17 protein-coding genes and 1 riboswitch are annotated in these 26,061 nt (G+C 34.1%); of the genes, 5 read left to right on the top strand and 12 right to left on the bottom strand.

The features are described 5' to 3' along the window. Window positions 1-32: 32 nt before the first annotated feature. On the bottom strand, window positions 33-2,018 hold the full coding sequence (locus NCC77_RS12395; RefSeq protein ID WP_250835843.1) for a GAF domain-containing hybrid sensor histidine kinase/response regulator: 1,986 nt from the start codon (window positions 2,016-2,018) through the stop codon (window positions 33-35). Between the two features lie 300 nt (window positions 2,019-2,318). Between NCC77_RS12395 and NCC77_RS12390 the strand changes: the two genes are divergently transcribed. Both NCC77_RS12390 and NCC77_RS12385 read left to right on the top strand, forming a co-directional pair. Continuing rightward, the gene (locus NCC77_RS12390; protein ID WP_250835842.1) at window positions 2,319-4,601 is read left to right on the top strand and encodes a cation:proton antiporter domain-containing protein; all 2,283 of its coding nucleotides are present in this window, start codon (window positions 2,319-2,321) and stop codon (window positions 4,599-4,601) included. A 130-nt stretch (window positions 4,602-4,731) separates the two neighbouring features. Further along, entirely contained in the window at window positions 4,732-5,595 is an 864-nt protein-coding gene (locus tag NCC77_RS12385; RefSeq protein ID WP_250835841.1) for a leucine-rich repeat domain-containing protein, read from the top strand. Here the strand turns inward: NCC77_RS12385 and NCC77_RS12380 are convergent. From NCC77_RS12380 to NCC77_RS12335, 10 genes are all read right to left on the bottom strand, one after another. After that, on the bottom strand, window positions 5,592-6,230 hold the full coding sequence (locus NCC77_RS12380; RefSeq protein WP_250835840.1) for an NAD(P)H-binding protein: 639 nt from the start codon (window positions 6,228-6,230) through the stop codon (window positions 5,592-5,594). The genes NCC77_RS12385 and NCC77_RS12380 overlap by 4 nt on opposite strands. Window positions 6,231-6,432: 202 nt before the next feature. Then, window positions 6,433-8,712 (bottom strand): DUF5074 domain-containing protein, encoded by a 2,280-nt coding sequence (locus tag NCC77_RS12375; protein WP_250835839.1) that lies wholly within the window; start codon window positions 8,710-8,712, stop codon window positions 6,433-6,435. 190 nt (window positions 8,713-8,902) lie between these two features. Continuing rightward, on the bottom strand, window positions 8,903-10,099 hold the full coding sequence (locus NCC77_RS12370) for a cell surface protein (protein ID WP_250835838.1): 1,197 nt from the start codon (window positions 10,097-10,099) through the stop codon (window positions 8,903-8,905). A 3-nt stretch (window positions 10,100-10,102) separates the two neighbouring features. Next, window positions 10,103-11,248 (bottom strand): beta-propeller fold lactonase family protein, encoded by a 1,146-nt coding sequence (locus NCC77_RS12365; RefSeq protein ID WP_250835837.1) that lies wholly within the window; start codon window positions 11,246-11,248, stop codon window positions 10,103-10,105. After that, window positions 11,245-13,293 (bottom strand): TonB-dependent receptor, encoded by a 2,049-nt coding sequence (locus tag NCC77_RS12360; protein WP_250835836.1) that lies wholly within the window; start codon window positions 13,291-13,293, stop codon window positions 11,245-11,247. The genes NCC77_RS12365 and NCC77_RS12360 overlap by 4 nt, the downstream gene beginning before the upstream one ends. Before the next feature lie 115 nt (window positions 13,294-13,408). Continuing rightward, window positions 13,409-13,611, bottom strand: a riboswitch (cobalamin riboswitch). Between the two features lie 112 nt (window positions 13,612-13,723). Next, entirely contained in the window at window positions 13,724-14,371 is a 648-nt protein-coding gene (locus NCC77_RS12355) for a porin family protein (RefSeq protein ID WP_250835835.1), read from the bottom strand. Window positions 14,372-14,436: 65 nt separating this feature from the next. Next, window positions 14,437-20,574 carry a M4 family metallopeptidase gene (locus NCC77_RS12350; RefSeq protein WP_250835834.1) on the bottom strand — a complete coding sequence of 2,046 codons (6,138 nt, stop codon included), beginning with the start codon at window positions 20,572-20,574 and terminating at the stop codon, window positions 14,437-14,439. Between the two features lie 84 nt (window positions 20,575-20,658). Continuing rightward, window positions 20,659-20,796, bottom strand: a complete 138-nt coding sequence (locus NCC77_RS12345; protein WP_250835833.1) for a hypothetical protein — start codon at window positions 20,794-20,796, stop codon at window positions 20,659-20,661. Window positions 20,797-20,959: 163 nt separating this feature from the next. Continuing rightward, a complete protein-coding gene (locus NCC77_RS12340; protein WP_250835832.1) occupies window positions 20,960-22,585 on the bottom strand; it encodes a tetratricopeptide repeat protein in 1,626 nt (541 codons plus the stop codon). Window positions 22,586-22,685: 100 nt separating this feature from the next. Then, window positions 22,686-23,597 (bottom strand): YybH family protein, encoded by a 912-nt coding sequence (locus tag NCC77_RS12335; protein ID WP_250835831.1) that lies wholly within the window; start codon window positions 23,595-23,597, stop codon window positions 22,686-22,688. Window positions 23,598-23,928: 331 nt separating this feature from the next. On the opposite strand from NCC77_RS12335, the gene NCC77_RS12330 reads away from it, so the two are divergent. From NCC77_RS12330 to NCC77_RS12320, 3 genes are all read left to right on the top strand, one after another. Continuing rightward, entirely contained in the window at window positions 23,929-24,522 is a 594-nt protein-coding gene (locus NCC77_RS12330; RefSeq protein WP_248726532.1) for a hypothetical protein, read from the top strand. Window positions 24,523-24,646: 124 nt separating this feature from the next. Continuing rightward, window positions 24,647-25,132, top strand: coding sequence for a GNAT family N-acetyltransferase (locus NCC77_RS12325; protein WP_250835830.1), 486 nt, complete (start codon window positions 24,647-24,649; stop codon window positions 25,130-25,132). A gap of 3 nt (window positions 25,133-25,135) precedes the next feature. Then, complete coding sequence (locus NCC77_RS12320; protein WP_250835829.1) at window positions 25,136-25,609, top strand: MarR family winged helix-turn-helix transcriptional regulator; 474 nt, start codon at window positions 25,136-25,138, stop codon at window positions 25,607-25,609. A 1-nt stretch (window position 25,610) separates the two neighbouring features. Here NCC77_RS12320 and NCC77_RS12315 read toward each other — a convergent pair whose 3' ends face one another. Next, window positions 25,611-25,967, bottom strand: coding sequence for a winged helix-turn-helix transcriptional regulator (locus NCC77_RS12315; protein WP_250835828.1), 357 nt, complete (start codon window positions 25,965-25,967; stop codon window positions 25,611-25,613). Between the last annotated feature and the right edge of the window lie 94 nt (window positions 25,968-26,061).

Below are 26,061 nucleotides of genomic sequence, written 5' to 3'. Positions count from 1 at the left end.
TATTTATAAAGCTACTGCATATTTCTTTTATATCATAGCTCTTTTAAAATTTTAACGACTTCTTCAATTCCGCAGTGAAAAATATTCACTTTATCTAATGTTTCCGCAGTAAATTCGCCAGATGACGCTTCTACTTCGATAATGGACAGACAATTGCTCAAATCCTGGAGCATAAATATATCCATGCTTGATTTCATATTATGCGCCAGTTTTTTTACATTTTCGTAATCGGCATTCTTAAATGCTTCTTCTAACTGTGCCACCTGACTTGGAATTTTTTCTATAAAAAGATCTATCATATCATTTCTAAATTCAGAATCGCCTCCAGACATTTCATCCAAAAAAGACATATCAATAATTCTCTTATGAGTCACATTGTGATCTGGCGTCATTACTGTTTTTATCGCTTTTAAAAGAACAGATTGTTTAAATGGTTTTGGTACATAAGCATTCATTCCTACTTTGTAGCATCGCTCCTGCTCGCCTACCAGAGAATGTGCCGTCATGGCAATAATTGGAATACTGGAATTCATCTCGTTTCGAATATATTCTGTGGTTTGATAACCGTCTTTAACAGGCATCTGCAAATCCATTAAAACCAAATCATATTCGTTTTGAGACAAAAGCTCGATGCCTTCTTCGCCATTTTGCGCAATATCCAAATCAAAACCAAAATTATTAATGACGCTTTTTGCAAGCTTTTGGTTTAAAACATTGTCTTCGCAAAGCAATATTTTAAGATTTCCTAAATCATTTTTAGAAACCGTTTTTACTGCGGTCTCTTCAAAATTTGACTTTTTGTACGAAAGGGTAAAGAAAAACTCAGAACCGCGGTTTAAAGTACTTTTTACGTGAACTTCTCCTTTCTGCAATTCAACCAGCTGTTTTACAATATTCAATCCAAGTCCGGTACCGCCAAATGTTCGCGTTGTACTTTCTTCGCCTTGTGTAAAGCGTTCAAAAATAGTGTCCAGTTTATCTTTCGGGATTCCGATTCCGGTGTCTTTTACAGAAAATTTAAGCGAATAACTGTCTTCTGTTTCCTCTATTTTCTTTACCGAAACGGTTACTTCTCCTTCATTTGTAAATTTCAGAGCGTTTCCGATAAGATTTACCAATATCTGATTAAGTCTTCCTTGATCTCCAATAACCAAATCTGGCATTTCGGCATCCAAGAAAAGATTAAACTCCACCTCTTTCTGCACTTTTACTTTCAGTAAATTATAGACGTGTTTGAGCGTTTTCTTTAAATTAAATGGTTCGGCTTCGATTGGTAAATTTCCCGATTCAATTTTAGAAAGATCCAAAATATCATTTACAATCAAAAGTAAATTTTCGCCTGCAATCTGCACACTTTCAATGTAATCGCGCTGTGTCTCATCGAGTTCTGTCTGTGCAAGCAAGTCTGTAAAACCAATAATTGCATTTAAAGGTGTTCTAATTTCGTGGCTCATATTGGCCAAAAAACTGTCTCTTGCCAGAACAGCGCGTTCGGCAATTTTTCGTTGCGTATATAATTGATGGTTTTTTGTGCCTAATTCGAGCTGAGCGATAACATGTTTCGCTATAATAGAAAGTGCATTACGCTGATTTTCATTCAGTTCTTTTACGACATGATCTACTGCGCATAAAGTCCCGATGTTATAGCCATCGGGCGTTGTAAGCGGTACACCTGCATAAAAACGAACATTAAATCCGCCTGTTACATTGGGATCGTCTTTGAATGTTTCGTTGACATGCGTATCGTTGATTTCTAGAATTTTTGTATCTAAAAGAGTGTAATTGCAAAAAGTGATTTCGCGCGGAACTTCAGAAACTCCTATTCCAATTTCAGATTTGAACCATTGTCTATTTTCATCAATAAAAGAAATATGGGCAATTGGCACACCGCAGATATAAGCAACAAGCTTTGTCGCATCGTCAAAAGCATCATCTGGAAGCGAGTCGAGTATATTATAACGTTTTAGAGCAGCTAAACGTTGAAGTTCGTTATCTGGAATTGGATAATCTTTATTCATTTTATTCAAGTGGTAAAGGTATAAAGGTAAGGCAATTTAGTCTAAGCCCCTTGCATTATCTCGACTTTTCTATCAAAACGACTTTAAGTATAGTAGTTTTCATCGGTCAAATCTTCCTTTTTTTATTTCATTACAAATTTTTTCTTGGTCATTACAAAATTGAATATCCCCTATTGGGCAAATGCTGATTTTGTTATAAAATTGCCCTGATTTTATCAACTAATCTCTTCAAAAAAGCCCTTTTTTCTATCTTTTTTAAAAGAAAATCAAGTCGTTGCGAAGAGCAAAAAATTAAAATAAATGAAAAATTTAAGAAACAGTATTTTTTACATTGGAGTTATTGGAGGATTCTCTGTTCTAATGTATTGGATTATTTTGTTAGGCGTAAAACTGGAAACAGGCCGAAATCTTAAAATCCCCACTTCTGACAAAAGCCAATGGAGCGAATTTCTCGATTCTCTTATAAAAAACCTGCACCATCCTTTAGCACTTTTATTGGCACAGATTGTTACGATTATCTTTGTTGCCCGCATTTTTGGATGGATTTGCATTAAAATAAAACAGCCTGCCGTTATTGGAGAAATGATTGCGGGAATTGTAATGGGGCCTTCTTTAATCGGAATGTATCTTCCTGAGTTTTCTGCGGCTTTATTTCCTGCGGAATCACTTGGAAACCTACAGTTCTTAAGCCAGATTGGTTTAATCCTTTTCATGTATATCGTTGGAATGGAGATCGATATGAAGATTTTGAGAAACAAAGCCCACGATGCTGTAGTGATAAGTCACGCGAGTATTATCATTCCGTTTGTTTTAGGAATGGGACTTGCGTATTTTATCTATGACGAGTTTGCCCCCGCAGATGTACAATTTACATCTTTTGGTTTGTTTGCCGGAATCGCGATGAGCATCACTGCTTTTCCGGTGCTTGCCAGAATTGTGCAGGAACGCGGCATTCATAAAACCAAATTAGGAACGATCGTAATTACCTGTGCCGCTGCCGATGATATTACGGCTTGGTGTATTCTTGCGGTTGTAATTGCAATTGTAAAAGCGGGTTCTTTTGGAAGTGCTATATACACTGTTGTTTTGGCTTTAGGATATGTTTTCTTAATGATAAAAGTGGTTCGTCCCTTCCTTAAAAGAATTGGAGATTTGTATGCAACAAGCGAAAAATTAAGCAAACCCATTGTTGCCATTTTCTTTTTAACTCTTGTCGTTTCTTCTTATTTAACAGAAGTTATCGGAATTCATGCTTTATTTGGAGCGTTCATTGCTGGAGCAATCATGCCTGAAAATATTAGATTCAGAAATCTATTTATCGAAAAAGTCGAAGACGTTGCGCTTGTACTTTTATTGCCGTTATTCTTTGTTTTTACTGGTTTAAGAACGCAAATTGGTTTGTTGAACGAGCCTTATTTATGGAAAATTGCAGGATTAATTTTTGCGGTAGCTGTTATAGGTAAATTTGTAAGCAGTGCGCTTGCAGCAAGATTTGTGGGACAAAACTGGAAAGACAGTTTATCGATTGGAGCTTTGATGAATACAAGGGGTTTAACAGAATTAGTGGCTTTAAATATTGGTTACGATCTTGGCGTATTGAGTCCAGAATTATTCTCTATGTTTGTTATTATGGCACTTGCTACCACATTTATGACTGGACCAACATTAGATTTAATCAACTGGCTTTTTAGATCTAGCAAACCAGAAACCGAAGAAGATATTGCATTAAAAAACAAGTACCGAATTTTATTGTCTTTTGACAGACCAGAATCTGGAAGGGCTTTACTTAAAGTTGCTGATGGATTAACCAATAAACGTTCTGAAAGCTCTGAAATTACAGCTATGCACTTTCTTCCTACAGAAGAATTACATCATTATAACACTGACGTTTATGAAAACGAAAAGTTTAAAGATATTGTAGAAGAATCTGTTGCTTTAAACCGAAATATCACTACTATGTTTAAGGCATCTTCTGATATTGATAACGAAATTGTAAATGTGGCCAACAAAAGCAAACATGATTTATTATTGGTTGGAATTGGGCAATCTATCTATCAAGGAAGTTTATTAGGAAGAGTACTTGGATTTACAACTCGAATTATCAATCCTGAAAATATATTAAATACCGTAACAGGAAAGGAAAACATTCTAGAATCTGCTCCTTTTGATGACGGAACAAGACAAATTATTGCAAAATCACATATTCCGGTTGGAGTTTTAATCGACAAGGATTTAGCCGACATCAACACGATTTTTATTCCGCTTTTTAGTTTAAAGGATTGGGATTTTATTCAGAACTACGTTCAGAAATTTATTCAGAATATCAATGCGAGAATTGAAATTTTGGATGTTGAAGGCAAAATTATGGCCGATTTGGACACGAAAGAAAAAATTAGGCTAATGGAACAGGCCGCTCCAAACCAGCTGACTCTAAGAAAAGAACAATCTATTGAAAAAGATTTTCTTGACCAACAAGATCTTATGCTGATTTCTATTGATGGATGGAAACATTTGGTAGAGAATAAAAGCCCTTGGCTTGCTAATATACCTTCTACTTTAATTCTTTCTGAAGATAAAAAATAGAATTTGTTTTGGATTTACAAAGAAAAAGCGCCTCTTTCAATAAGAAGGCGCTTTTTTGATTTAAATAATATTTACTGTATGAAAAATATTTAAATTTGTAAGAAAAAACATTTATTTAACAAGGAGAGCTATGAAAAAACATACTTATAATAGCAGTATAAATATGTACGAAATAGATCCAAGATTTTTGGAAGAAGGAATATTAAAAGCGCAGAAAAAATCTTTTGATTCAATTCGTATTAAAGCTTTTGCAGATGATTGTGATTTTAAATGCCATTTAGACCTATTGCCTTTAAAAGATAAAAAAATTATAAAAAAACTAATAATTGATGATTCTTTTAAACTTCAAAGCGTTAAGAATATTGAAGCCATTTATTCTCTGCAAGAACTAACAGATTTTACAATCGCATTACCAATAAATATTGATTTTAAAGAATTAACTCAATTAGAAAAATTATATCTTAATAATGAAAGCTATCAAAACTTAAGCTCTCTAATAAATTTAAAAGAGCTTTATTTTTCAAGATATTCTAAAGAAAATTGTTGTGAGTTATCTAAATTAAAAGAATTAACTTTTTTAAGATTAGACAACTCTAAAAATTTAATTTCACTTGATGGCATTGAAGAATTAGCGAATTTAAAATGGATTTGGCTAATGAGAAATTCTAATCTATATAATGCCAATAGTCTAGCGCAATTAAAAAAATTAGAAAGATTAGACATTGAAGGAAGTAAGAAATTAATTGATTATTCCTTCTTGAATAATAATCAAAGTATAAAAAAAATATTAATCTCTGATTTAGATTCTTTGGATTTTGTTCAAAACATGGATGCGTTAGAAAATATTAATTTTTGGAATTGTGAAAGTGGAGATTTATCACCATTGCTAGAGTGTTCAACTTTGAAAGAGGTGTCTTTTCATCCACAAAAAAAATATTATTCACATAAAAAAGATGAGATCAATAATATATTAATCGAAAGGAATAAAATTTAAATTTTCAAAATATTACCAAGCTCCAAAGTAAATTTTCCTGTAGAAAATTCTTTTGGAGCTTTTACTAATTTTTGAGCTAAAAATGCGGTTGTGATTGGTTTTAGGTTTTTAAAAAGTCCGATGGCGTTGAAGAATTTAATGACTTTTACCGAAATCTTTTCACCTAAACGATCTGTATTTTCTCGAATTAAAGGTCCTGGTCTGAAAATGATATATTGAGGAAAATGAAGCTCCTGTAGATAATCTTCTAGTTTTCCTTTCATCATCGAATAATATACATTGCTTTTTGCCGAAGCTCCGTAAGAAGAAACCAAAACCAACGAATTTACATTGTTTTGTTTTGCGGCAGAAACAAATTCAGCCGGAATATCATAGTCAATTTTCCATTGTTTCTCTTTTGAGCCCGCATCTTTTAAAGTTGTTCCGATGCAAGAAAAGAGAACATCGCCCGTAATTAATTCCCGAAACGAATTTACATCTGAAAAATCAACAACGTGTTCTGTTAATTTTGAATGCGATTTTCCTGTTGAACGTCGCACAAAAATGGAGACTTCTGAATAATCATTACTTTCTAAAAGAAGATTAACCAATTCTTTTCCCGTCGCGCCTGTAGCTCCAATTACCAATGCTTTCATAATATTCGCAAATTTTGTATCGTAAATATAATGATCTTTTTATTGAAAAAAACGTGTACCAATATGTCGTCTACCAATATTTCTCTCCTACGGAGCGTTTTCTTTGGTTATTCTATTTGCTATAAATATATTGCTCCTACGGAGCGATTTCAAAAAAGGCTGTCACCAAAGTGACAGCCTCAAATTATTACAATTCTAAATTTTATTTTTTAATAAATTTTTGTGTATACTTTGCTTTGTCTGTTGCAATATTGATAATGTAAAAACCTTTGACAAAATTACTTACATCAATTTGATTGTTGTTAATTCTAGTATTAAGGGTTCTTCCATTAACATCATAAATTACAACATCAATAACTTCCTCTTCACTACTGATATTCAGATAATCTGAAACTGGATTTGGATAAATAGACAAGTGCACTTTTGTGAATTCATCTCTTCCTAAAGTCGATGTATTAACTGAAATCGATTTTTCGACCACTTTTCCGTTAGAATTAAAACTAACTACAACTGTTGCTGTTCCTGGATTCTTTGGAGTTAAAACCAATTCTTCGTTAGTGTTAATTTCTGCTAAAACAATATTTTCATCACTATTTGATTTTATCGTTTTTACAATCGCCGCCGAAATATTGTCTTCATCTGAAACTACCGCTTTCAAATCAATAATTGTTGGACTTAACACTGAAACTTGTGAAGGTAAAATTGCATTGACAACTGGCGCTGCATTATCAGGAAATACCGTCATAGCAGGAAACCAATAATAATCGTTTAAAGTTTTAGTATCAATCAATTGCCCTGTAGTATCATAAGTATGAACCCAGTTTTTTTGATAATGCGCTCCAAATCCGCTTTCGGTTGTGTTTACAATAATCTGATCTGAAACAGGATCAATTCTTAATGCTGCTCCGTAAGGAATTTGCTTATAAGTTCCGGTTTGTCCTGGAAGTGTTGCAAAACTTTCATTGAATGTTTTGGTTGCCACATCAAATTTTATAATTTGTACACCAGAATTAAAGGAGTTGATAGAATTCATCCAATACAAAGCATTCTGTTTATTACTGTAAGTAAAACTTCCTGCATTCCATGCTCCCCAAGAACCTAAATATTGAGTGGTTGGCATGGCATATTCGATAGTTGCAAAAGTTAAGGGATCAATATTAATTATTTTCTTGTTTTGAATTCCCCAAACACTTCCATCTTTAGCCTGCGTAACCGAATGGAAAGCTCCAGAAATGTTTTTTACTACCGTATTGGTTTTAGGATCAATCACCAAAATTCCTGCACTCTGCTTAACAGCAAAAACATATTGCGAAGTACGAATCATATTCCCGATTTGCCCCAAGTACTGACTTCCGCCATCTGTTCCTGCAATCAAGCTTCCCACTTTCATATTGGCAATATCAAAAAGAAAAACTCCGTTTGAAGCACCTATATATCCTGTTTTTTCATCAACACCAATAAAAGAACGACCATCTCCTCCTCCAATGTTATCAAATCCTGCAATTTTTTTCATGGTTAAAGCATCGGCAACAACCAATCTTCCACCTGGCGTATATTGTGTATCTCCTCCATCTGCCGCCTGTTTAGAAACAAAATAAAACTTATCTCCGTAAATCGTTCCGTACTGTGTAGTTGCGCCAAAAGCTTTATTTTCATTTACATCACTATAAACTCTATAATTAATTTTTCCATCATTGCTGACAAAATTTACAGATCCATTAGTGTGGCCAAACCATTCTTCGTTTACCATGAAATAGCCTTTAGTAAAATCTATTGTTTTAGAATAAGGAGCAACTGGAGTAAAAGTTGCAGCAATATCAAACGTTTCCATATTGGGTTTAAAATTCCAGACATCCCAAGAACCATTTTGGAGTTCACGAGTAGAAGCTCCAACACCAGAATAATTATAATCGGCATCTGTTGGATCTTTAACCCAATAAGACCAATATCCTACCATCCATCCTGACTGCCAGTGATCATTTGGATCGATGCCTGTATAAGAATCAAAATCGTATTCGCTAGTATTAATAAGACCATCAAAAGGATAATATGGATATTTTTTATCTCCATCTTTATAAAGTCCGTTTGTACCTGTTCCATTCAAATCGAAACCTAACCCGCCAATTGCAGATCCATACTGAGTTCCTTGTCTGAGTAAGGCAAAGAAACGCGGATCGGCCTTTGCAATGGCTTTAACCATATCTTCTCCTGTTACAGTTCCATTCCATTTAAAACCCCAAACCAAAGCGTCAGCAGTTTTACCGTCATTCCATTGCACCACAAATGCGGCCTGATTAGATCCACTTCCAACCCAAAACTGAATATCTGCAAAAGTAGTTGCATTGGCACTTTTTGCCTTTACTTGTTTTTGCGTTACTGTTTTTGTTTTAATATCATTTCTAGAAACGCCTTGCACTGTTACCTGTGCATTGGTTAGAAATGCAAAAAATAACAGGATGACTATAAAGTAATTTTTCCTCATAATTTATTGATTTTTAAATGTTGTATTGATAGTTTTTTTTAACACATAGAGACATAGATTTTATTTCATCGAAAAGAATAGAAAAAGAAACTAGTTTCTAACACATAGCTATGTGTTTTTAAACAAAGTGAAACGCCTTTTTAGTTTCTAATCCCGCAGCTACAGGACTATGTTTCTATGTGTTTAAAAATTAGTTAAGATGTAAGTCGTAAGCCCCAGAAACTTCTGTAGAAACTTCTCCAAGCCAGCCTGCTTCCTGATTAATTGCGGTGTAAACTTTTACGAAATCAATTCCTGGAAGTTTGACGTATTTTCCGTTTTTATCTACTGCCCAAGAGATGTCTATATTGGAAGCTTCATCATTATTTGGCGCATTATCCGCATAGCCAAATTCAAACGATTTGCCTACCCAATACGAGCCTTCTCCACTTTGATCGTAGAAATTATCTGCTACTTTGGTTCCTTTCAAAGTATAAGAAGCGTCGGCAATCCAAAGCGGATAATAGTTTTGATTATGAAATACATTTTGCACTTTATAACCTGATTGCCCAGCATTATCCTGCCATTTAATATATTCTGTATCAAATTGCCAAAATTCATTTCCTGTCAAAGGTTCCTTATTTGCATCTGGTTTAAAATAAGTGATCTCGTAGTTTTTTACTGTAGTGCTCTTAAAATATTCGCTTCCAGCAATTTCGTACCATTCGTCTTCATCGGGTTTTCCGTTTTTATTCTTGTCGTAAGCCACCATAATAATTCCGGGTTCACACGATCCTGCGCGCGCTTCGTTGGCTTCATTTCCCCAAAAAGCATTTCCTAAAATCTTAAAATCGCGACCTCCCATATTCGGAATCGTATGATCGAAACCAAAAACTATATAACCGCCAAAACCACCAAGGGAAATCATAGACGTATTTGAACCCACGATTGCTTTTTTCGCAGCTGTAATGATGTTGGCCTCCGTATTTCCTGCTACATATTGCGGAATTTCATTAGTAAATTGCCCAACTGCTGGACGAAAATCAAGTACATTGGAAATATATTTACTGTAAGTTCCCGTTTCTTTTATCACATTAATTGAAGAAGTGTAGACTTTTGATTCTCCATTAATTTCTACTTTTAAAGTCAGCGGATAATTTTTTTGAAAAGGACTAATAAAATCTAAATCAGCATTTTCTGAAACAATAGAATCCTTGATACTCCAAGTCAGTTTTGCCGTATTCGGAAGAGCTGTCGCAATATTCAGCACTTTAAAACGGTCAATTGTATACGATTCTTTCAGCACTTCTGCAGGAAGCAAATCTTCTTCGTTGTCTTTATCGCAGGCAGCAAATCCCAAAAAGAGAATTGAAAACAAAGCGATTTTGAAAAGGTTTTTGTTCGACATTTTTTAATTTTTAGTTATAAAAGCAATATGAGCGGGAATATTTCCAGCGGTTGTTTTCCATTTTAATTTTCCGTCGGGCGTAAAACAGTAGATATAACCTGTTACTACGTAGTTTTGAGCGTCGGTAATGTAGATTTCTTTGGTTTCTGGATTGACTTGAAGTCCATACGGAATCATGATTTGTTTGTCGGTTCCGTCTGTGATAATTTGGTCTGTAATTACTTTTTTAGTTTTGGTGTCCAAAATTCCGTAACTCACTTTATTGGTTCCCGTTAGATAGCTCCAAGAAACACTATAGTAATACAATAAATCGTTAACGAGACAAGTTCCCGAAACCGGAATATCGAGTTGCATTTTCTTTTCATCTGTCTGCGTATCAATTACAAAAAGATTAGATGGCGTGTTGTAATAATCGCCTCGTGAACTCACATAAATATCGCCTCGGCTGTCAATCTGCATGCTGTATAAATTTATTCCAACATCGATTTTTTTAATCTCTGTAAACGTTTCCAGATCAATTACAGAAACTGTTCTGTCATAATTTGGAACTCTGTAACCGCCTGAATTCGCAACATATAATTTTCCGTTATGAACGACCATTTGTTCGGGCTGGTAACCAACCGTTACTTTTCTTTTTATTTCTAATGAAGTCGTATCAATTTCGGCAACAAAACCAATTTCAGCATTCGGATTTATTGCAACAGGCCCAGAATAAGAACTCACATACGCTTTGTCTTTATAAAAAGCCACATAACGGCAATTTGGAATGTCTATTTTCTTGATGCGTTTTGCTGTCCATTTTTCTAAAACTTCTACTTTGTTAGAACAATTAATGACCGCATAAACCTTATTTCCGTAGATTTTGATATCGTTTCCAACATCTCCCAATTCTTTTACCACACTCGGATTTCGTTCTGAATACACATCTGTGGTGTAATTTCCTGTTCTGTAATTGAAAACATCCAAACTCGCACGGTTCATTCCCATATTGCCTTCGTTTAGAAGATAAAAACCCTCAATCTTTCCATCGCTTCTTGGCGCTGCAACACTCACATCCGAAGAAAGAAATATCGTTTCATCTTCTCTGCAGGAAACTAAAAAAATGGCAATACTTAAACTGAATACTATTTTTAAAATGCTCTTTTTCATAACTCAAAACTGATTATAAATTTGAATGTTCTTCCCGGCATCGGATAATTGTAAATCACTTCATATTGCTGATTGAAAGCGTTGTTGACTTCAACCGTTCCATTCAGTTTGTAATCTTTGAATGTGAAAGATTTTTGAACCGCCAAATCGTGCGTATACCAAGGCTGAACTTCATTTACTTTAATATTATTGACATTTCCGTTGTAGCGTTTTCCGACATAAATAAAGCTGTAATTGAAATTCCAAGATTCATAACCCGCATTCAAAATTCCAGATCCGCTGTGCCAAGGCGTGTAGGGAATCTGATCTCCATAAGAAGACATTTCTAAACCGACAAACTTTGTAAAATCTTGACTTTGAGAATACGTATAGGTTAAATTGGCATCTAGTTTTAGCTTATTAAAATGCGTTGCCATATTCAAAACCGTTTCGATTCCTTTTCCTTTTACTTGCCCTATATTGGTCATCATCCAGCGAAACAAATTTCCTGTCGGGGCGGCAATAATTTTATCTTTTGTATTAGTGTAATAAGCATCTGCCTGAAAAGAAAATTTATCAAAAAAGCTTTCCCTTACGGGGAAATTATACGTAAAACCAACATCGTATTGATTCATGTATTCTGGCCTCAAAGTGCTCGAACCTATCATGGTATAATACAAATCGTTGAAAGTTGGCATTCTGAAAATTCGTTTAGCAAATGCCCTTAAATTGAAATCGTATTTCTTAAACGGGGTATAACCCAAAAATATAGCGGGAGTAAATTCAGTTTTATTGGGTGCTTTGGCATTGTACTTTACTTCTTCGATAACGCGAGTTGCGAGTACATTTCCTAAAACTTTAAAACCTTCATATCGATAGGAACTTGCCAGAGAAACAAGTGCAGTATAACGCTGCGGAAAAGAAAACTGTGTCTGAATGCCTCTTCTAGTTGCATTTAGTTTATTGTATTGAAAATCGGTTGAGAGCGAAACATCCCAAGTGGGTAAAATGCTGTACATATTGACTGCAGAAAAATAGGCTTCCTGCTGATAATAACTATCATCAGATTGCACGCCTTCTGTTACGGTTTCTCCTAAAACATTGGTTGTATCTCGTGCAATATAATGGGTGTAATCGTAAGCAAATTTTCCTTTTAGCTGAAATTTATATTTCTCTGAAACGTCTTTTGTTAAAGAAGACTGTCCGAAAAAATTCTTGTCAAATTGACGGAAACCATCTCGAAACTTATTTTCTACAATGGCACCTGGAGCGCCTCTTTCAGAATCGTAGTAATACACTTTGGCATCCCAAGTTCCTTTATTTATTTTTCCGAACAAGCCCGATTCCAATCGAAATGCTTCAATATCGCTATTCCATCGCGTTGCTGTGGTATCGTAGGCAATGCTTCCGTCTTGATTTTTTCTTTTGTATCTAAATTTATACTGTCCGTTTGATTTGATGTATTCTGAGCTTACGCTCATGCTTACTTTATCGCTCAGCTTTTGCTCCCATCTAAAAGAAGGATCGTGATAATTGATGGACATTGTTTTGTAACGAACCAGAAGATTTGTTTTCTTATTGCCTGAAAAAGCAGGCCGTTTGGTTCGCAAATAAATCGCAGAAGCAGAAGCGAAATCTTTAGCCGATTGAAAAATTTCACTTTTCTGACCGTTGTACATAGTCAAAGATTCCATGTCGTCAAGCGAATATTTCCCAAGATCGGTTACGCCGTTTTGCGCATTTCCAAGCTGAATTCCGTCGTAGAAAACACCAACATGATGTGTTCCCATATTACGAACATCAACCGTTTTAAGGCCGCCCACTCCACCATAATCTTTAATTTGAGTTCCGGCAAAATAACGAAGCGCATCTGCGACATTGTGAGTCGCCAAATTCTCGAGTAGAACGCCCGAAAGACTTTGTACGGGAATCACTTCCTGATAGGGTTTTCCTTTTAAAACAACTTCTTTTAAAACCCGTGAACTATCAGTCACTGCTTGTGAATGAAGCAAAAAAGGAACAAGTGCTAAAAAAACAGAAAATAAAGTTTTAGTCAATTTATACATCACGATTTTATTAAATAAACTTTACGTGATGCAACAATTATAAAAACATAGAAATAGACCAACTATCCTAAATAGCAGGTCATTATCTTGTCATCAACTTCATACCACGAAAGTTTTAAACTATGTGATCGTGGCAGGTCTCCTGACTTATTCCATCTTTAAACGGCCTTCTCATCCGAAACAACGAACAATGGCATTAGTAATGTTTAAAGACTTAAATAGAACTTACAGTAGCGGGTCTGTTCAGGATTTACACCTGATTCCCTTTTAACTATTTCTTCTGAATTGAAAAAATAGACCAAAATCAGCCGCAAAGATATAACTCAGCTATGGTGTCTGCAAGCTAGAATTTGATTTTTCGAAAAAAACAAAAAAACCACTCCTAAAAAAGAGTGGTTTAAAAAAGATATGAAGAAGAATGTTACTAACTCTACTTAAAAAAATAACCTACTGTTATTTGAAAAATTCGGTTCTTCATATCACTATTAATACTATAATTCGTGTTTGCGGCTACATCTTTAAAGACATCAGTATAAGAAACATTATATCTTGCATCTGCATAAAATTTCTCTTTAAACTGATAACCCAATCCGAAATTTACAGAAGCATCTACTCCATTTGAATACTCTTTTAAATTCATTTCTTCATGGTTATCATAACCTAAAAAGTTATCTTGATATTTATTGTTTGCTTTTAAAAGTATTCCTACTTGAGGCCCAGCCTGTAAACTCAATCCTTTAACAACATAATATTTCAGCATTACTGGAATGTTTAAATAATTTATGGCAATGGTGCTTTTGTAATGTGAGTTTTGAACTTCTGGATCTGAATAAGACAATTTCATTCCCTGCTGACTGTATAATAACTCCGGCTGTACCGAAAAGTTTTTTGCCAACGAAATTTCAGCCATCAAACCGGCTGTAAATCCTGTTTTATCAGAGGAGTTCAATTCGTTATCATCAAATGTTAGGCTCGAAATATTCAAACCCGCTTTTACTCCCAGTTTCACCTTTTCGGTTTGGGCCATTACACCTGCACACATCATTAGTGCACAGATTATTAGCTTTGATTTTTTCATCGTTTTTGTTTGTTTTTAGGAAGGGCAGTTCTACACGAGAACTGCCATTTCTATCTGTATTTTTGTTACTTTTTAATGATCTTAGCGGTGTACTTTTTACCTTGAACTGTACAGTCTAAAATATAAACTCCAGTTGCAAGCTGACTTACATTTACACTTGATGGAACAGCAGAATAGGTTTTACTCCAAACGGCATTGCCTTCCATAGAGTAAATTTTCATTTCAGCTTCGCCTTCTGCTTTTTCAGCCAAGAAAATGTTTACATTATCTGCAGCTGGATTTGGGAAAACTCGGAATGAATTTGTCAATTTTCCGATAAGCAACCCTTTAGAATCAATTGGAGCAGACATATTTGTACAGCCGTGTGCATTGGTTACTTGAAGGCTATAACTTCCTTCCCAAATTGTAGCAACTGTCTTTTCGGTTGCATTTGGCAAAGGTCTTCCGTTTAAATACCACTGATAACCTGCAGCATCACTAGAAGCTGTAATTTTATTTCCTTCTAATGCCTGGATCTCTGGAACTGTGTTTTCAAGAACATTAATCGTTGTAGTGAAAATTTTTCCTAATCCGTGTTCGTTGTAAACTGTTACATAGTAATCTCCGCTTTCTGTTGTAGTGAAAGTTGGATCTGTAGAACCGTCAAACCATTCGTAAGCAGCATAATTTCCTGGATTTAAAACTACTTCAGGACCACAAACATCTCCGCTTGGAAGCTCAGATTTGAAAGTATCAAATACCACAGTTACTTTTTCAGTAAGGCTACATCCGTTTTCTAATGTTGCTGTTACGGTATAATCTCCTGCTTTATCAACATTTATAGAATTGGTAGTTTCACCTGAACTCCATTTGTATGAAGTCGCATCTAACTCTTTAGCAGAAAAGTTTCTCTCTGCATCCAGAAATACACTTTTGCCTGCATAAGCATGGATAACTGAAGCGTCAAACATTTTAAAATCTGACGGTACACCTTGGTATACATAATTCTTGATACTATTGTTTTGTTCGATAGCATCGTTTTCCATTTTTGCATTTATGGCAAATACATGAGAATCTCCAGAATCATCTAATTTAGGCTGTTTAATAAAAGTATAATCAATACTTTCGCCAACCGGAATTCCCGATGCAACGGCTTCTGAGATTTTTTCTGATGTATTACTATACTCCAAATCTAACTGGATAGAATTTTCTTTAATAGCAACTTGTCCTTCGTTTGTCAGTCTAACTTTTACTTCGCTATTGCCACAAATATCTTTTGGAGACAAAATTTGAACAGAAACATCTAAAAAAGCCTCGCTAATCACTTTAAGATCATCTAAAACCATATAAGAATATCCATCTGATTTTGCATGTCTAAAACGGAACAATACTGATTTTCCAGCGTATTTCGTAATATTTAAGACTCCTTTTTGCCATTCGGTATCTACATAGGTTCCCTGATTTGTTGCTCTCCAAGCTTCAGTCCATTCTCCGCCAACTGGCTTAATATCTACAATTAAAGCATCATTGACATTACTTTGCATAGCGTAATAAAACTCTAAAGCTGTAGCACTTGCAGATAGTTTATAAAGTGGAGAGATTAATTCAGCATAATAATAAGGTCCCTCTAACTGACTGTATAATAATTTTCCGTTAGCGTCTCCTGTTCGGTTTTCTAGTGGAACCGTCAAATAGGTATTATCTGGAGTTGTAAGAGCTCTCCAAGGATAATTTTCATCACTTTGATTAGAAATAAACCCTTTTGATCCAAATATTGAACCTTGCGTCAGGTTAGAGAAATCCTCTGTGTTTAGTTCCAATGCTTTTTCAACAATTTGAAAAGATGAAGTAAGACTTTTAACATCTGTATTTGCCTCTCCATCGGCAATTGCTTGTACTTTAATTTCGTAATTTCCAGCTGCTAATTTAGGAAGACCGTCTATTTTATAGACAAGAGTTTCGCCTTGTCGTATCGTTTTAGTTCTTTCTAATGAAACTGGTTCGCCAATGGCGTTTCCGTTCTGAAGAATTTGATATTTGATAGTTACTTTCTCCAATGTTTTATAAGCTACATTTCTTGCATCAATATAAAACTCATGCGAAGGCACATCTTCATAAACCGTTTCACCCACAACTAAATTCGATAGCTGTAAATTACTTTTAGTTGATGTAATTTCAATATTATCTACTGCAAAACCATTACCAAAAAAGCCGTTGTCATTATGCTGAAAGGCAACCATAACACAAGAATTTCCAGCATAAGCACTTAAATCAACGTTATATCCAAACCAAGCACCATAATAAGGCATTTTAAACACCTCTTTCCAAGTTGTTCCACCATCTGTACTTACTTTTACAAAACCGTCTGACCATTGTTGCGGATCTCCAAAACCATCAAATGCTAGATGAGCTTCTTTGTAGTTGGTTAAATCAAATACTGGTGAAACCAACATATCGTTTGAAGCATCACAATTGCATTTGTCATCATTACTTGCCATAAACTTGGTGTGATCTTCAAGAAACCATCCTGGAGAGCCTAAATCTGCTCGCACTCCATGTTGCCATCCTGCAGAACCTTTATTTTCAGAAGTTCTCCATCCTTTATATTTAGAATCGTCTTCAAAATCCATTTTGTAAGGCAGTACAGAAACTTTCATGTCTTCATTATTCCAATTATCGTACGTTAATGTTACGGCATTGTTTCCTTGCTTAAGGTCTTTTGCCATGTCTTCAGGAAAAACAGAAACCGAAATCGTATGCTCTCCGATATTTTTTAGATTAATATTAGGAACAGAATAGTTTATCGTGTCTTTAAACTTAGCGAAGTTTAAAGTTGTTTTTTCTGATTTTGAAAAAACTTCGACTTTTGCTGCATCCAGAATTTTAGTTGTAATAATAACTTCCTGACTTGCAGTCGCAAAATTGTTTGTTATTTTAGCAATTACTGCCGCATTATTATTGTTGATATCACATTTACCAGCGTCTAATTTTGCCGATATAACTTCTAAATCGTAAGGCGCATCGCTCACTAAAATGTTATCTATAAATCCACCTAAGAATCCGTCATAATAGTCATCCGATTTTACATGGAAACGAATAGCCACTTTTTTTCCTGCTAATTCATTTAAACGAATTTGATACGGATCTTTTCTAAGTTGGGTATTTACACCTGTAAACCAAGCGCCATCAAATAAATCATTGCCATGTTCTATTTCTGGATAATTTACTGTATTTATTTTTTTCCAGCTTTTACCTTTATCTTCCGAATATTCAACAATTAAACCATCGTAAGTTCTATGCAGTAAATAATACAAATCGAATTCAACATATGGAGAAACTACATTAGTAAAATCGAAGATTGGAGATTCTAAAACGAAATCAGAATTAAGTCCCATTCTGTCATTTCCTTTAAAGTCTACCATTCCCCACATATATTGTGATTTAACAGTTCTAAAAGATGCAGGATAATTTTGAAATACAAACTTCTGATTCCCGCTTAATGCTTTTGTGTTCCATCCTCCAGGCGTTCTTTCGAATCCTTCACTATAAGGAAATTGTGTTATAACATTGCTGTAAGCAGCATTTATGATACTATTATTTGTAGTAACTGGATCTTTATCATAGGTTACATAAGCTTCGTAAGTGTGTAATCCCGCCGCTGATAAATCGACAGCAGTATCAAAAGATATTTTCATTTCTGAATTTCCTTTAAAAGCAGTCTGCAATGTCACATCTTTCCAAATTGTTGTGCTTCCTGCTTTGGTATCGGCATATCCAATTTTTAAAACAGTTCCCGCTGGAATATCTTGACAGCCTAAATTAAAAATCGTAATAGACGGAGTATAACTTGTAGTCAGTAAATCTCCTGTATACATTGGAAGATCTAAAGCTGTAGCTTTAATATCAAAATCTTTTTGTGCAGTGGCAACATATAAACCTGTAACAAAAGAATATCCTTCTTCAACCCCAAAATCTACAATCGGATTAAGATCTACTTTTACTTCTACATAGGTCGTCGCATTTATTTGATACGGTATTGTGCTTTTTACTTCAATAGTTGTTTCTTCTCCAATTCCTAAATCTTTAGTAAAAGGAACTTTCCCATCATTGGTATAAAAAGTAACAAGCCTGCCAAGTGCACTTGCCATGGCTCTTAATTTGAAATTTAAAACTTCATCTGCTTTAATAACAGAAGTTCCTGTATTTCTTAGTGTAATATAAAAAGGCTCGTCACCTTTTAATGGCCCGCAAGAAGTTGAAGGATTTTCTACCGAAACAATAGTTATTTGTCGATCTGCATAAGCTGTACCTACACCAATGGCATACCAAGCATTAGTAACTTGTTTAAACTCTTCAGAACCTAAACCATACAAATCTTCTGTTGCCATCAAAGTTGCCTGACGCATGTCGCTAAAATTTGAAGACGGCGATAAATATTCTGTTAATGCTATGTAGGCAATCTTTTCAGCTTTAGCTAAACCAATCGGTTTAACCGTATAACTGTTATTAAGATCATTAACCCCTTCTCCACCTTCTGCCAAAAGATAAAACCAATAATTGGTAATACCGCTGTTAATGTGCACACCTCCATTATCATACGATGTGTTGGCTGGATTTACCCAATTTGTACCTCCATAGGTATCAGGCTGACCTTGGGCTTTTGGATTAGCCATACTTCTTAAACTTCCATGAGAATACAATTCGTCTCCCAAAAGCCAGATATCATTTTTAGTATCTCTTCCAGCGTAAAATTCAATAGAAACACCAAAAATATCACTAAAAGATTCGTTCATTGCACCCGATTCTCCTTGGTAAATTAATCCCGCAGAAAATTGTGTTACTGCGTGCGTTAATTCATGTCCAGTAATGGCCAAACTTACAAAAGGCTGGTTTTTACCATCTCCAAATTGCGCCCATCCTCCTGTCCAAGAGGCATTTTCTACATTGGTTCCTAAGTGAGCAAGACCAAAAATGGTCATTCCTTTGTCATCAACACTATTTCGGCTAAATTTTTCTTCGTAATAGTTTAAAGTCTTTTGCAATCCCCAATGAATATCGATTGCCACTTCATCATGATCTTTGTTGTATAAATCATTCCAGTTATTATCTTCATCGATATATTCTGTAAGCACTTCATCAGATGCATGTTCTGCATGATTCATATTCAAAGTATAAATGGGCACTTTGTATTTTCCTTCCAAAGTTTCTAATCTATAACCATCTGCATATTGAGTTGTACCAAAAGTAACATCGCCAGAAAATCTTGCTTTTCCTTTACCAATTGTACTTCTGCCATCAATAATAGGCGAAGAAGAAGAATGAAGATCTCTACTTAAATCAATTTTTAAAATGACTTTTCCTGTATTAGCATCAACATAAATCGTCTGACTTGACTGCGGATTTGTAGCGAAAATATCGTATTTCCATGCCAAATGATATTCTGTTAATTCAGAAGAAAAATTAGGTCCCACATAAACCAATTCTCCTTGAGGTTTTGTACTGATTTTTTTATGGACTAAAGCCAATAATTTTTTGCTTTGCCAAACATATTCTTTAGCATTTACTGTATTTAATGCATTTTGTAAAGCTGCCGACGCGTTTACTTTATAATTACTGTTTGCAGGCAATTTTTTACTGATATGCCCAAAAGCTTCAATTTTGCTCTTGTTATCTCTCACTTTATAAATCGCTCCCTCAACAGGAACAGCATTATGCATTTGCTGATAAGTAGCGAGACTTCTGCCGTGTTTATCTGAAACCGATCTCAGTTGCATCTTATCTGCACTCGAAAGTTCAAAATCTGCTCTTTTAACTTCAAATACATTGCGAATTGTCAGATTAGACGACTTTGCAAAAGATCTCACTTTTGTGCTGTCTGCACTTTGAACATTTTTTGCCGTTGAAGCACTTTGACTTTTGTCAAAAAGTTTCTGACTAGCTTTTAATCTCTTATTTACATCATCACTTTCTTGCTGCGAAAGTGCTGTTCCATTGACACTTTTTTGAGGTGAAAGAATGTTAGAATCATCATCCTGATTAGCATTCTGATCGTTCTTTTTTTGAGAAAGCTGCTCTTTTTTCTGATTAGCCGCTGGCGATTGTACAGCCGTCTGCGCATTAGATGTTTTGTTTTTTGGAAAAGGAGATTGAGCCATTCCAGCGGAACAGACCAAGAAACCTAACAAAAGAAACAAATACCTGGGTTTAGAGTAAATCTGGTTCATTTTTTTTAATTTAAAATTAGTATTAAGGCTGCGAGTTAATAGATATGATGGTTCGCAGAAAACCACAAAAGCAAGTCCTTAGAATCAATTCGGCGGTTGATTCTTAGAACTTGCTTTCGTTATTTTTTGTAAAATTTTTAAGAGCGCACTCTTTTTTGTTTTTGTTTCTTCTAGAAGTTCTTCCAGACTTTTAGAGGGTTCTTCTTTTTTTGTGGTATTCATCCAAACTTGTTTTTGATAATCGTTTGGTAAAAATAGAAGGACGCTATAAGGCTCGAAAAAAAAGGACTAATGCAAAAACACTCGCAGGCAGAAATAGAGCACTCAGAAAACACTCTTTTTAAAATAAAAACAACTATATCAAACAGTTACACTTAAAATTATTTTACAATAAATCGCCTTTAAAACTGTTCAGATAAGTGGAAAGATTTACTTTTTCGTTGGTTAAATCGAACTTTTTGCGCAATCTGGTTCTCGCATTTTCTATCGATTTAAAGGATTGTCCTGTAATTTGGGAAATTTCTTTTGTAGTTAAGTCTAAATAAAGCAGCGCACAAAGTCGGCGTTCTTTTGGAGTAAGTGTTGGATAATCGATAGTCAATTTATCGAAGAAAGATTTATGAACCTGTTCAAAACTAATTTCAAATTCTTTCCAGATATCGGCATTCAAATCTTTTTCTAGACGTTTCAAAACAATATCAATTGCCTGCTGTAATTCTTTGTTGGCAGTTTTGAGTTTGATTTTTTTAAGATCCGTCAGGATTTCGTTGATATTATCGGTACGATGAATTTCGGCCATAGCCTTCCCTACCAAAACCATATTTTTGGCTTCAAGACTTTGATTCAATTCCTGCTGTTTGGCTTTTAATTTCTCTTTTTCCAGCTGATTGGTAATATTTCGGTTTCGATAACGAATTAATAAAAGAATTAAAGTCAATATTCCAATAACCAATATTAATCCAACCACATAATACTTAAATCTGGTTTTCTCTTCCACTAAAGTTCGAATCTGGCTTCGGACTTTATAATCTTGTTCGAGTTTTATTCTTTCTAGATTTACGGCCTTTTGTTCGATATTAATACTGTCACTAATTTTATTGAACTGCTGAAAATAAAAAACAGCATTTTTATAATCACCCATTTGTAAATAGGCTTCATAAAGCATTTTGTTCAAACGCATGCTAGAAAAACCAAATAGATTTCCTTGAGAATATTCCAAAGACTTTTTCGCATTTAAAATGACTTTATCCAGTTTTTTTTCTTGTAAATTATATTCGGAAAACGATTCAAAAACAAAGGCTTTTAGTGAATCATCGATAGGAGTATCTATTAATAAAAAAGCTTTTTCAAAATACAAATCAGCATTTTTTTTATCTCTTTTTAAACTATAAGCCCTAGCCAAATTGGTGTACACATAAACGGTTAAGGTATTGTTTTTTAGTTTTTTTGCAATTGCATCGGCTTTATGATAATAATGCAGGGATGAATCTAAGCTTTTACCAAGATAAGTTGTACCAATGTTGTTTAATATTTTTAGCAGTTTTTCTGGCTGGTTCTTAGATTTTTGATAACGATATACATTTAGGAAATACTTGAGTGCTTTTTCTTGATTATTGGTTTTTCCATAAGTAATGGCTAGATTATTTTCTACCTGAACAATTTCATCTTCAATGTTATTGCTTTTATAAATTTCATAAGCCTTTAAATAATATTGCAAGGTAATATCTAGTACGTCTTTTGAACTGTAAATTTCTCCAGCAGATAAATAAACTTTAGCTAAAGCTAAATCGGCTTTGTCTGTTTTTTTTGCCTCTGTTTCAGCTAGCTCTACATATTTTATCGCTCTATCCCAATCAGAATCTTGAAGTTGGGAAGCAATTTTCAGGGCTAAATCCACTTTTTTTTCGTGATTATCAATAGTATTTAAACTATCAATCCATTCTTTTGTTGAAGGTTGCGGATAAATATATAAAGTGGTAAAAATAAAAAATATGCAAAGTAATCGACCCATCGTATGTAAAAATGATAAAGATGGATTCAAAATTATACAAAATTATTAGTATTCAACAACAAACAGAAGAAATAAATGATATCTAAAAAAGACCAAAAAGTTAATCATGATTTACAATTTGGCGAAAAAGCATCAACTCTCCATTACTGTCTTTTTTCCAGACATTTATGCTTTTTCCTTTTACATTTCCACTGTTTTCTCCATCGCGCCAATCCACGTTGTAGAAACCAAATTCTACAATAGCTTTTTGTGCGTAAATAATATTTGAAGTTTCAATCGAAATTTGTTCGATCCGCAATGTACCAGGTTTTTCATGCTCTGTAAAATAATCCGTAATTTCTTTTTCACCCGAAAGAATCGGAGTATAATAAGTTAAATACATCGCATCTGGCATAAATATTTTGGCATGCTCTGCTCCTTGCCTATTTTGAACCAACTCTTTAATGGTTTTATTTCTTTCTTTTACCTCTACAGTTAATTTGTCAGTCGGAATATATTTTTTAGTCTTTGGAATTTCGATATCGTTTATATCCGGAATATTTTTATCATCAAAATAACTTGAAGAACCCCATATTTCAGCTGCAATTGTTGGAGGCACAGTTCTTTTTGAAGACTTTTTCCATAAAACTGCATATTTTCCAATATAAGAAAACGCTTTCTGTTCGTTTAGATTTAAGTCTTCATTAAATGTTCCAATTTCCAAAACATAGTTTCCAAAATCTTGCAACTCTAAAATTGTTTTTTGATAGGAAGTAATTTTTGCCTGTTTCAACCATTGTTTGTAAAAATCCCGAATCATTTTTCTACCCACTCGCTGTCTGCTATGCTCAGGCATAAAGATGGTTTGATCTGTATACGCTTTTACTAAATCGTCTTGATTCCCTTTTGTAAAAGCAATTGCAAATGAGGCATTATAATCTTCAATCTGCATTTTAATACTCGAATTTGTGCTGTTTTCCTGAGCAAAACCACCGAATGCAAAAAGGAAAAAGATAAAACTTAACCTATTCATACCAGAAATTATTTTATTGAAGAATAAATATACAAAATATTAATATTCAATATTTTACAATTAAAAAATATAAAAAGAAGGAATTTAAATCAATAGTTTAGAACATTTTTCCATTCCATTATTTAAGAAAGAATCTTCAAAACTTGACGAGAATATATAGATAATTCAGTTTCAGCAGAAAACAATTGTTTTTTACTTATAAAGAAGTTAATTTTTCGAGAAATAATTCCTAACAAGACAATATTTGGTTTCATAAAATGTTTATATATAAAAGATTATGATGCATCTAATTTTTTAAATCAATACCACACAAGATTAATAGTAGAAAAACATGAAAAAAATATTTTTGATAATTGCCTTTGCTTCCTTTTCATTGCACAGTTTTGCTCAGGAACTTGATAATAAATTCAAATCGATTCCAGCAAAAAAATCTCCTGTAAAAGAAGTTATTCCGCCAAAAGAAGAAGCTCCTAAAGAAAACCCGCCAGCGCCTATTGAGAAACCGGCACCGCTTCAGGTCAATCCAGACGAGTTATTTAAAAACACCAATCTTTATAAGCCAGAAGCGAATGTTGAGGGAATATTTTATAGAAGAAATCAGTTTTTGGGTAATTTTAATACAACAGCCGTTACTTCAACCATTATGTATCGCGATGCCGCTTTTGTAGACGGCGATAAAGTAAAAGTATATTTAAACGATCAGGTAATTGAACCAGAAGTTTTCTTAAATGGTGATTTTAAAAGTGTGAAAATAAACTTGGTAAAAGGAATCAACAAAATTGACATTGAAGCCTTAAACGAAGGTTTTGCTTCTCCAAATACAGCCGAATTTAAAGTTTATGACGATAAAGGTCAGGTTATTTCGTCAAGCGAATGGAATGTTGGTACGGGCTACAAAGCTGTTATTGTATTAGTTAAAGAATAAAACTTCTAACAAAAATCGTTTGAAATCATAAAAAATACTTAAAACTGCTGAGATCAGCAGTTTTTTTGTTGTATATATGTAGTTAACTACGTAGTTTTGTACATATATTTAATTTACAAGACAAATGCACATTCAGCCTATACAAAATAAGTACGAAAATGAAATCGTAGATTTGATTTTACACATTCAGCAAAAAGAATTTAATGTTCCTGTGACATTAGAAGATCAGCCTGATTTATTGGATATTGAGAACTTTTACTATAAACCAGGCGGGATTTTTCTTGGTGCTTTTATAGACGAAAAATTAGTTGGCACAATTGCTTTGGTAAAATTCAATTCTGAAGCTGCAGCAATCAGGAAAATGTTCGTTAAGAAAGAATATAGAGGTAAAGAATTCCAAATTGCTCAACAATTATTAGAACAGCTAATTGCATATAGCAAAGAAAAAGGAATTAAAGACTTATATTTAGGAACGGTATCTTTATTGCAGGCGGCTTTGCGTTTTTACGAAAAGAATGATTTTGTAACGATCGAAAAAGAAGCGCTTCCTACTGATTTTCCATTAATGAAACCCGATAATGTTTTTTGTCATTTAAACCTAAAGCAATAAAAAATGAATATAATTGACGAGATTGGAATATTAGCCATATCAACGCGGTTGCAGCGTCTGAGCGAGCAATTGCGCAAAGACGGTGCTTTAATCTACAAATCGTTCGGTATTGATTTTGAACCGAAATGGTTTCCTGTAATTTATACGCTTCACATTAAAGAAATGCTGAGTGTTGTAGAAATTGCGAGCGAAATTGGTTATAGCCATCCGTCAACTATAAGTTTATTGAAGGAATTAGAGAAACAAAAAATTATCAGTTCTAAAAAAGACAAGTTAGACGAACGGAAGAGATTAATTGTGCTTACAGCCAAAGGAAAAGAACTGGTCGTAAAAATGCAGCCCGTTTGGACGGTGATGAAAAATGCTTTAAACGAAATCACCGATAATCAGAACAATCTTTTGAGAGCTATTGAAGAAACGGAGCAAAAACTGGCTACACAAGGATTTTTTCAGAGAATTTCAGAACTCAAAAGCTGATTTATTCTTTACCCGTAATCTTTTTTCTATGATTATGCCCCCATTTTGCCAAAGAATCAATTACCTCTTTTAAAGTATGTCCATATTCTGTTAACTGATATTCAACCGTTATGGGCTGTGTATTTAAGACGGTTCTGGTAACCAATTGATTTTCTTCAAGGTTTTTTAGTTCTCTGCTTAACATTTTCCCCGAAACACCTTCTACTTCCCTCAATAAATCGGTAAATCTTAAGGTATTAAAACAAAGCGATGCAATTATAGAAATTTTCCATCTCCCATTTAAGATATACATGGCATCATGCACCGCCATAATGTGCTGGTTGCATGATTTTTTATCGTGTATTGGTTCTTTTATCATGTTCTATTAGTAGGTTACCTCGATGTTACAGTTACTTTTGGTAATCGGATGACAAAAATACACTTAAAGTTTTTACATTTGAATACAATTTTAA

The sequence above is a fragment of the Flavobacterium tyrosinilyticum genome (assembly GCF_023656565.1).
GTDB lineage: Bacteria > Bacteroidota > Bacteroidia > Flavobacteriales > Flavobacteriaceae > Flavobacterium > Flavobacterium tyrosinilyticum.
This window is presented reverse-complemented; position numbering and strand designations above follow the sequence as displayed.

Coding starts and splice junctions, on each gene's coding strand:
- NCC77_RS12395 (WP_250835843.1), bottom strand. CDS start 2,018: ATGAATAAAGATTATCCAATTCCAGATAACGAACTTCAACGTTTAGCT.
- NCC77_RS12390 (WP_250835842.1), top strand. CDS start 2,319: ATGAAAAATTTAAGAAACAGTATTTTTTACATTGGAGTTATTGGAGGA.
- NCC77_RS12385 (WP_250835841.1), top strand. CDS start 4,732: ATGAAAAAACATACTTATAATAGCAGTATAAATATGTACGAAATAGAT.
- NCC77_RS12380 (WP_250835840.1), bottom strand. CDS start 6,230: ATGAAAGCATTGGTAATTGGAGCTACAGGCGCGACGGGAAAAGAATTG.
- NCC77_RS12375 (WP_250835839.1), bottom strand. CDS start 8,712: ATGAGGAAAAATTACTTTATAGTCATCCTGTTATTTTTTGCATTTCTA.
- NCC77_RS12370 (WP_250835838.1), bottom strand. CDS start 10,099: ATGTCGAACAAAAACCTTTTCAAAATCGCTTTGTTTTCAATTCTCTTT.
- NCC77_RS12365 (WP_250835837.1), bottom strand. CDS start 11,248: ATGAAAAAGAGCATTTTAAAAATAGTATTCAGTTTAAGTATTGCCATT.
- NCC77_RS12360 (WP_250835836.1), bottom strand. CDS start 13,293: ATGTATAAATTGACTAAAACTTTATTTTCTGTTTTTTTAGCACTTGTT.
- NCC77_RS12355 (WP_250835835.1), bottom strand. CDS start 14,371: ATGAAAAAATCAAAGCTAATAATCTGTGCACTAATGATGTGTGCAGGT.
- NCC77_RS12350 (WP_250835834.1), bottom strand. CDS start 20,574: ATGAACCAGATTTACTCTAAACCCAGGTATTTGTTTCTTTTGTTAGGT.
- NCC77_RS12345 (WP_250835833.1), bottom strand. CDS start 20,796: ATGAATACCACAAAAAAAGAAGAACCCTCTAAAAGTCTGGAAGAACTT.
- NCC77_RS12340 (WP_250835832.1), bottom strand. CDS start 22,585: ATGGGTCGATTACTTTGCATATTTTTTATTTTTACCACTTTATATATT.
- NCC77_RS12335 (WP_250835831.1), bottom strand. CDS start 23,597: ATGAATAGGTTAAGTTTTATCTTTTTCCTTTTTGCATTCGGTGGTTTT.
- NCC77_RS12330 (WP_248726532.1), top strand. CDS start 23,929: ATGAAAAAAATATTTTTGATAATTGCCTTTGCTTCCTTTTCATTGCAC.
- NCC77_RS12325 (WP_250835830.1), top strand. CDS start 24,647: ATGCACATTCAGCCTATACAAAATAAGTACGAAAATGAAATCGTAGAT.
- NCC77_RS12320 (WP_250835829.1), top strand. CDS start 25,136: ATGAATATAATTGACGAGATTGGAATATTAGCCATATCAACGCGGTTG.
- NCC77_RS12315 (WP_250835828.1), bottom strand. CDS start 25,967: ATGATAAAAGAACCAATACACGATAAAAAATCATGCAACCAGCACATT.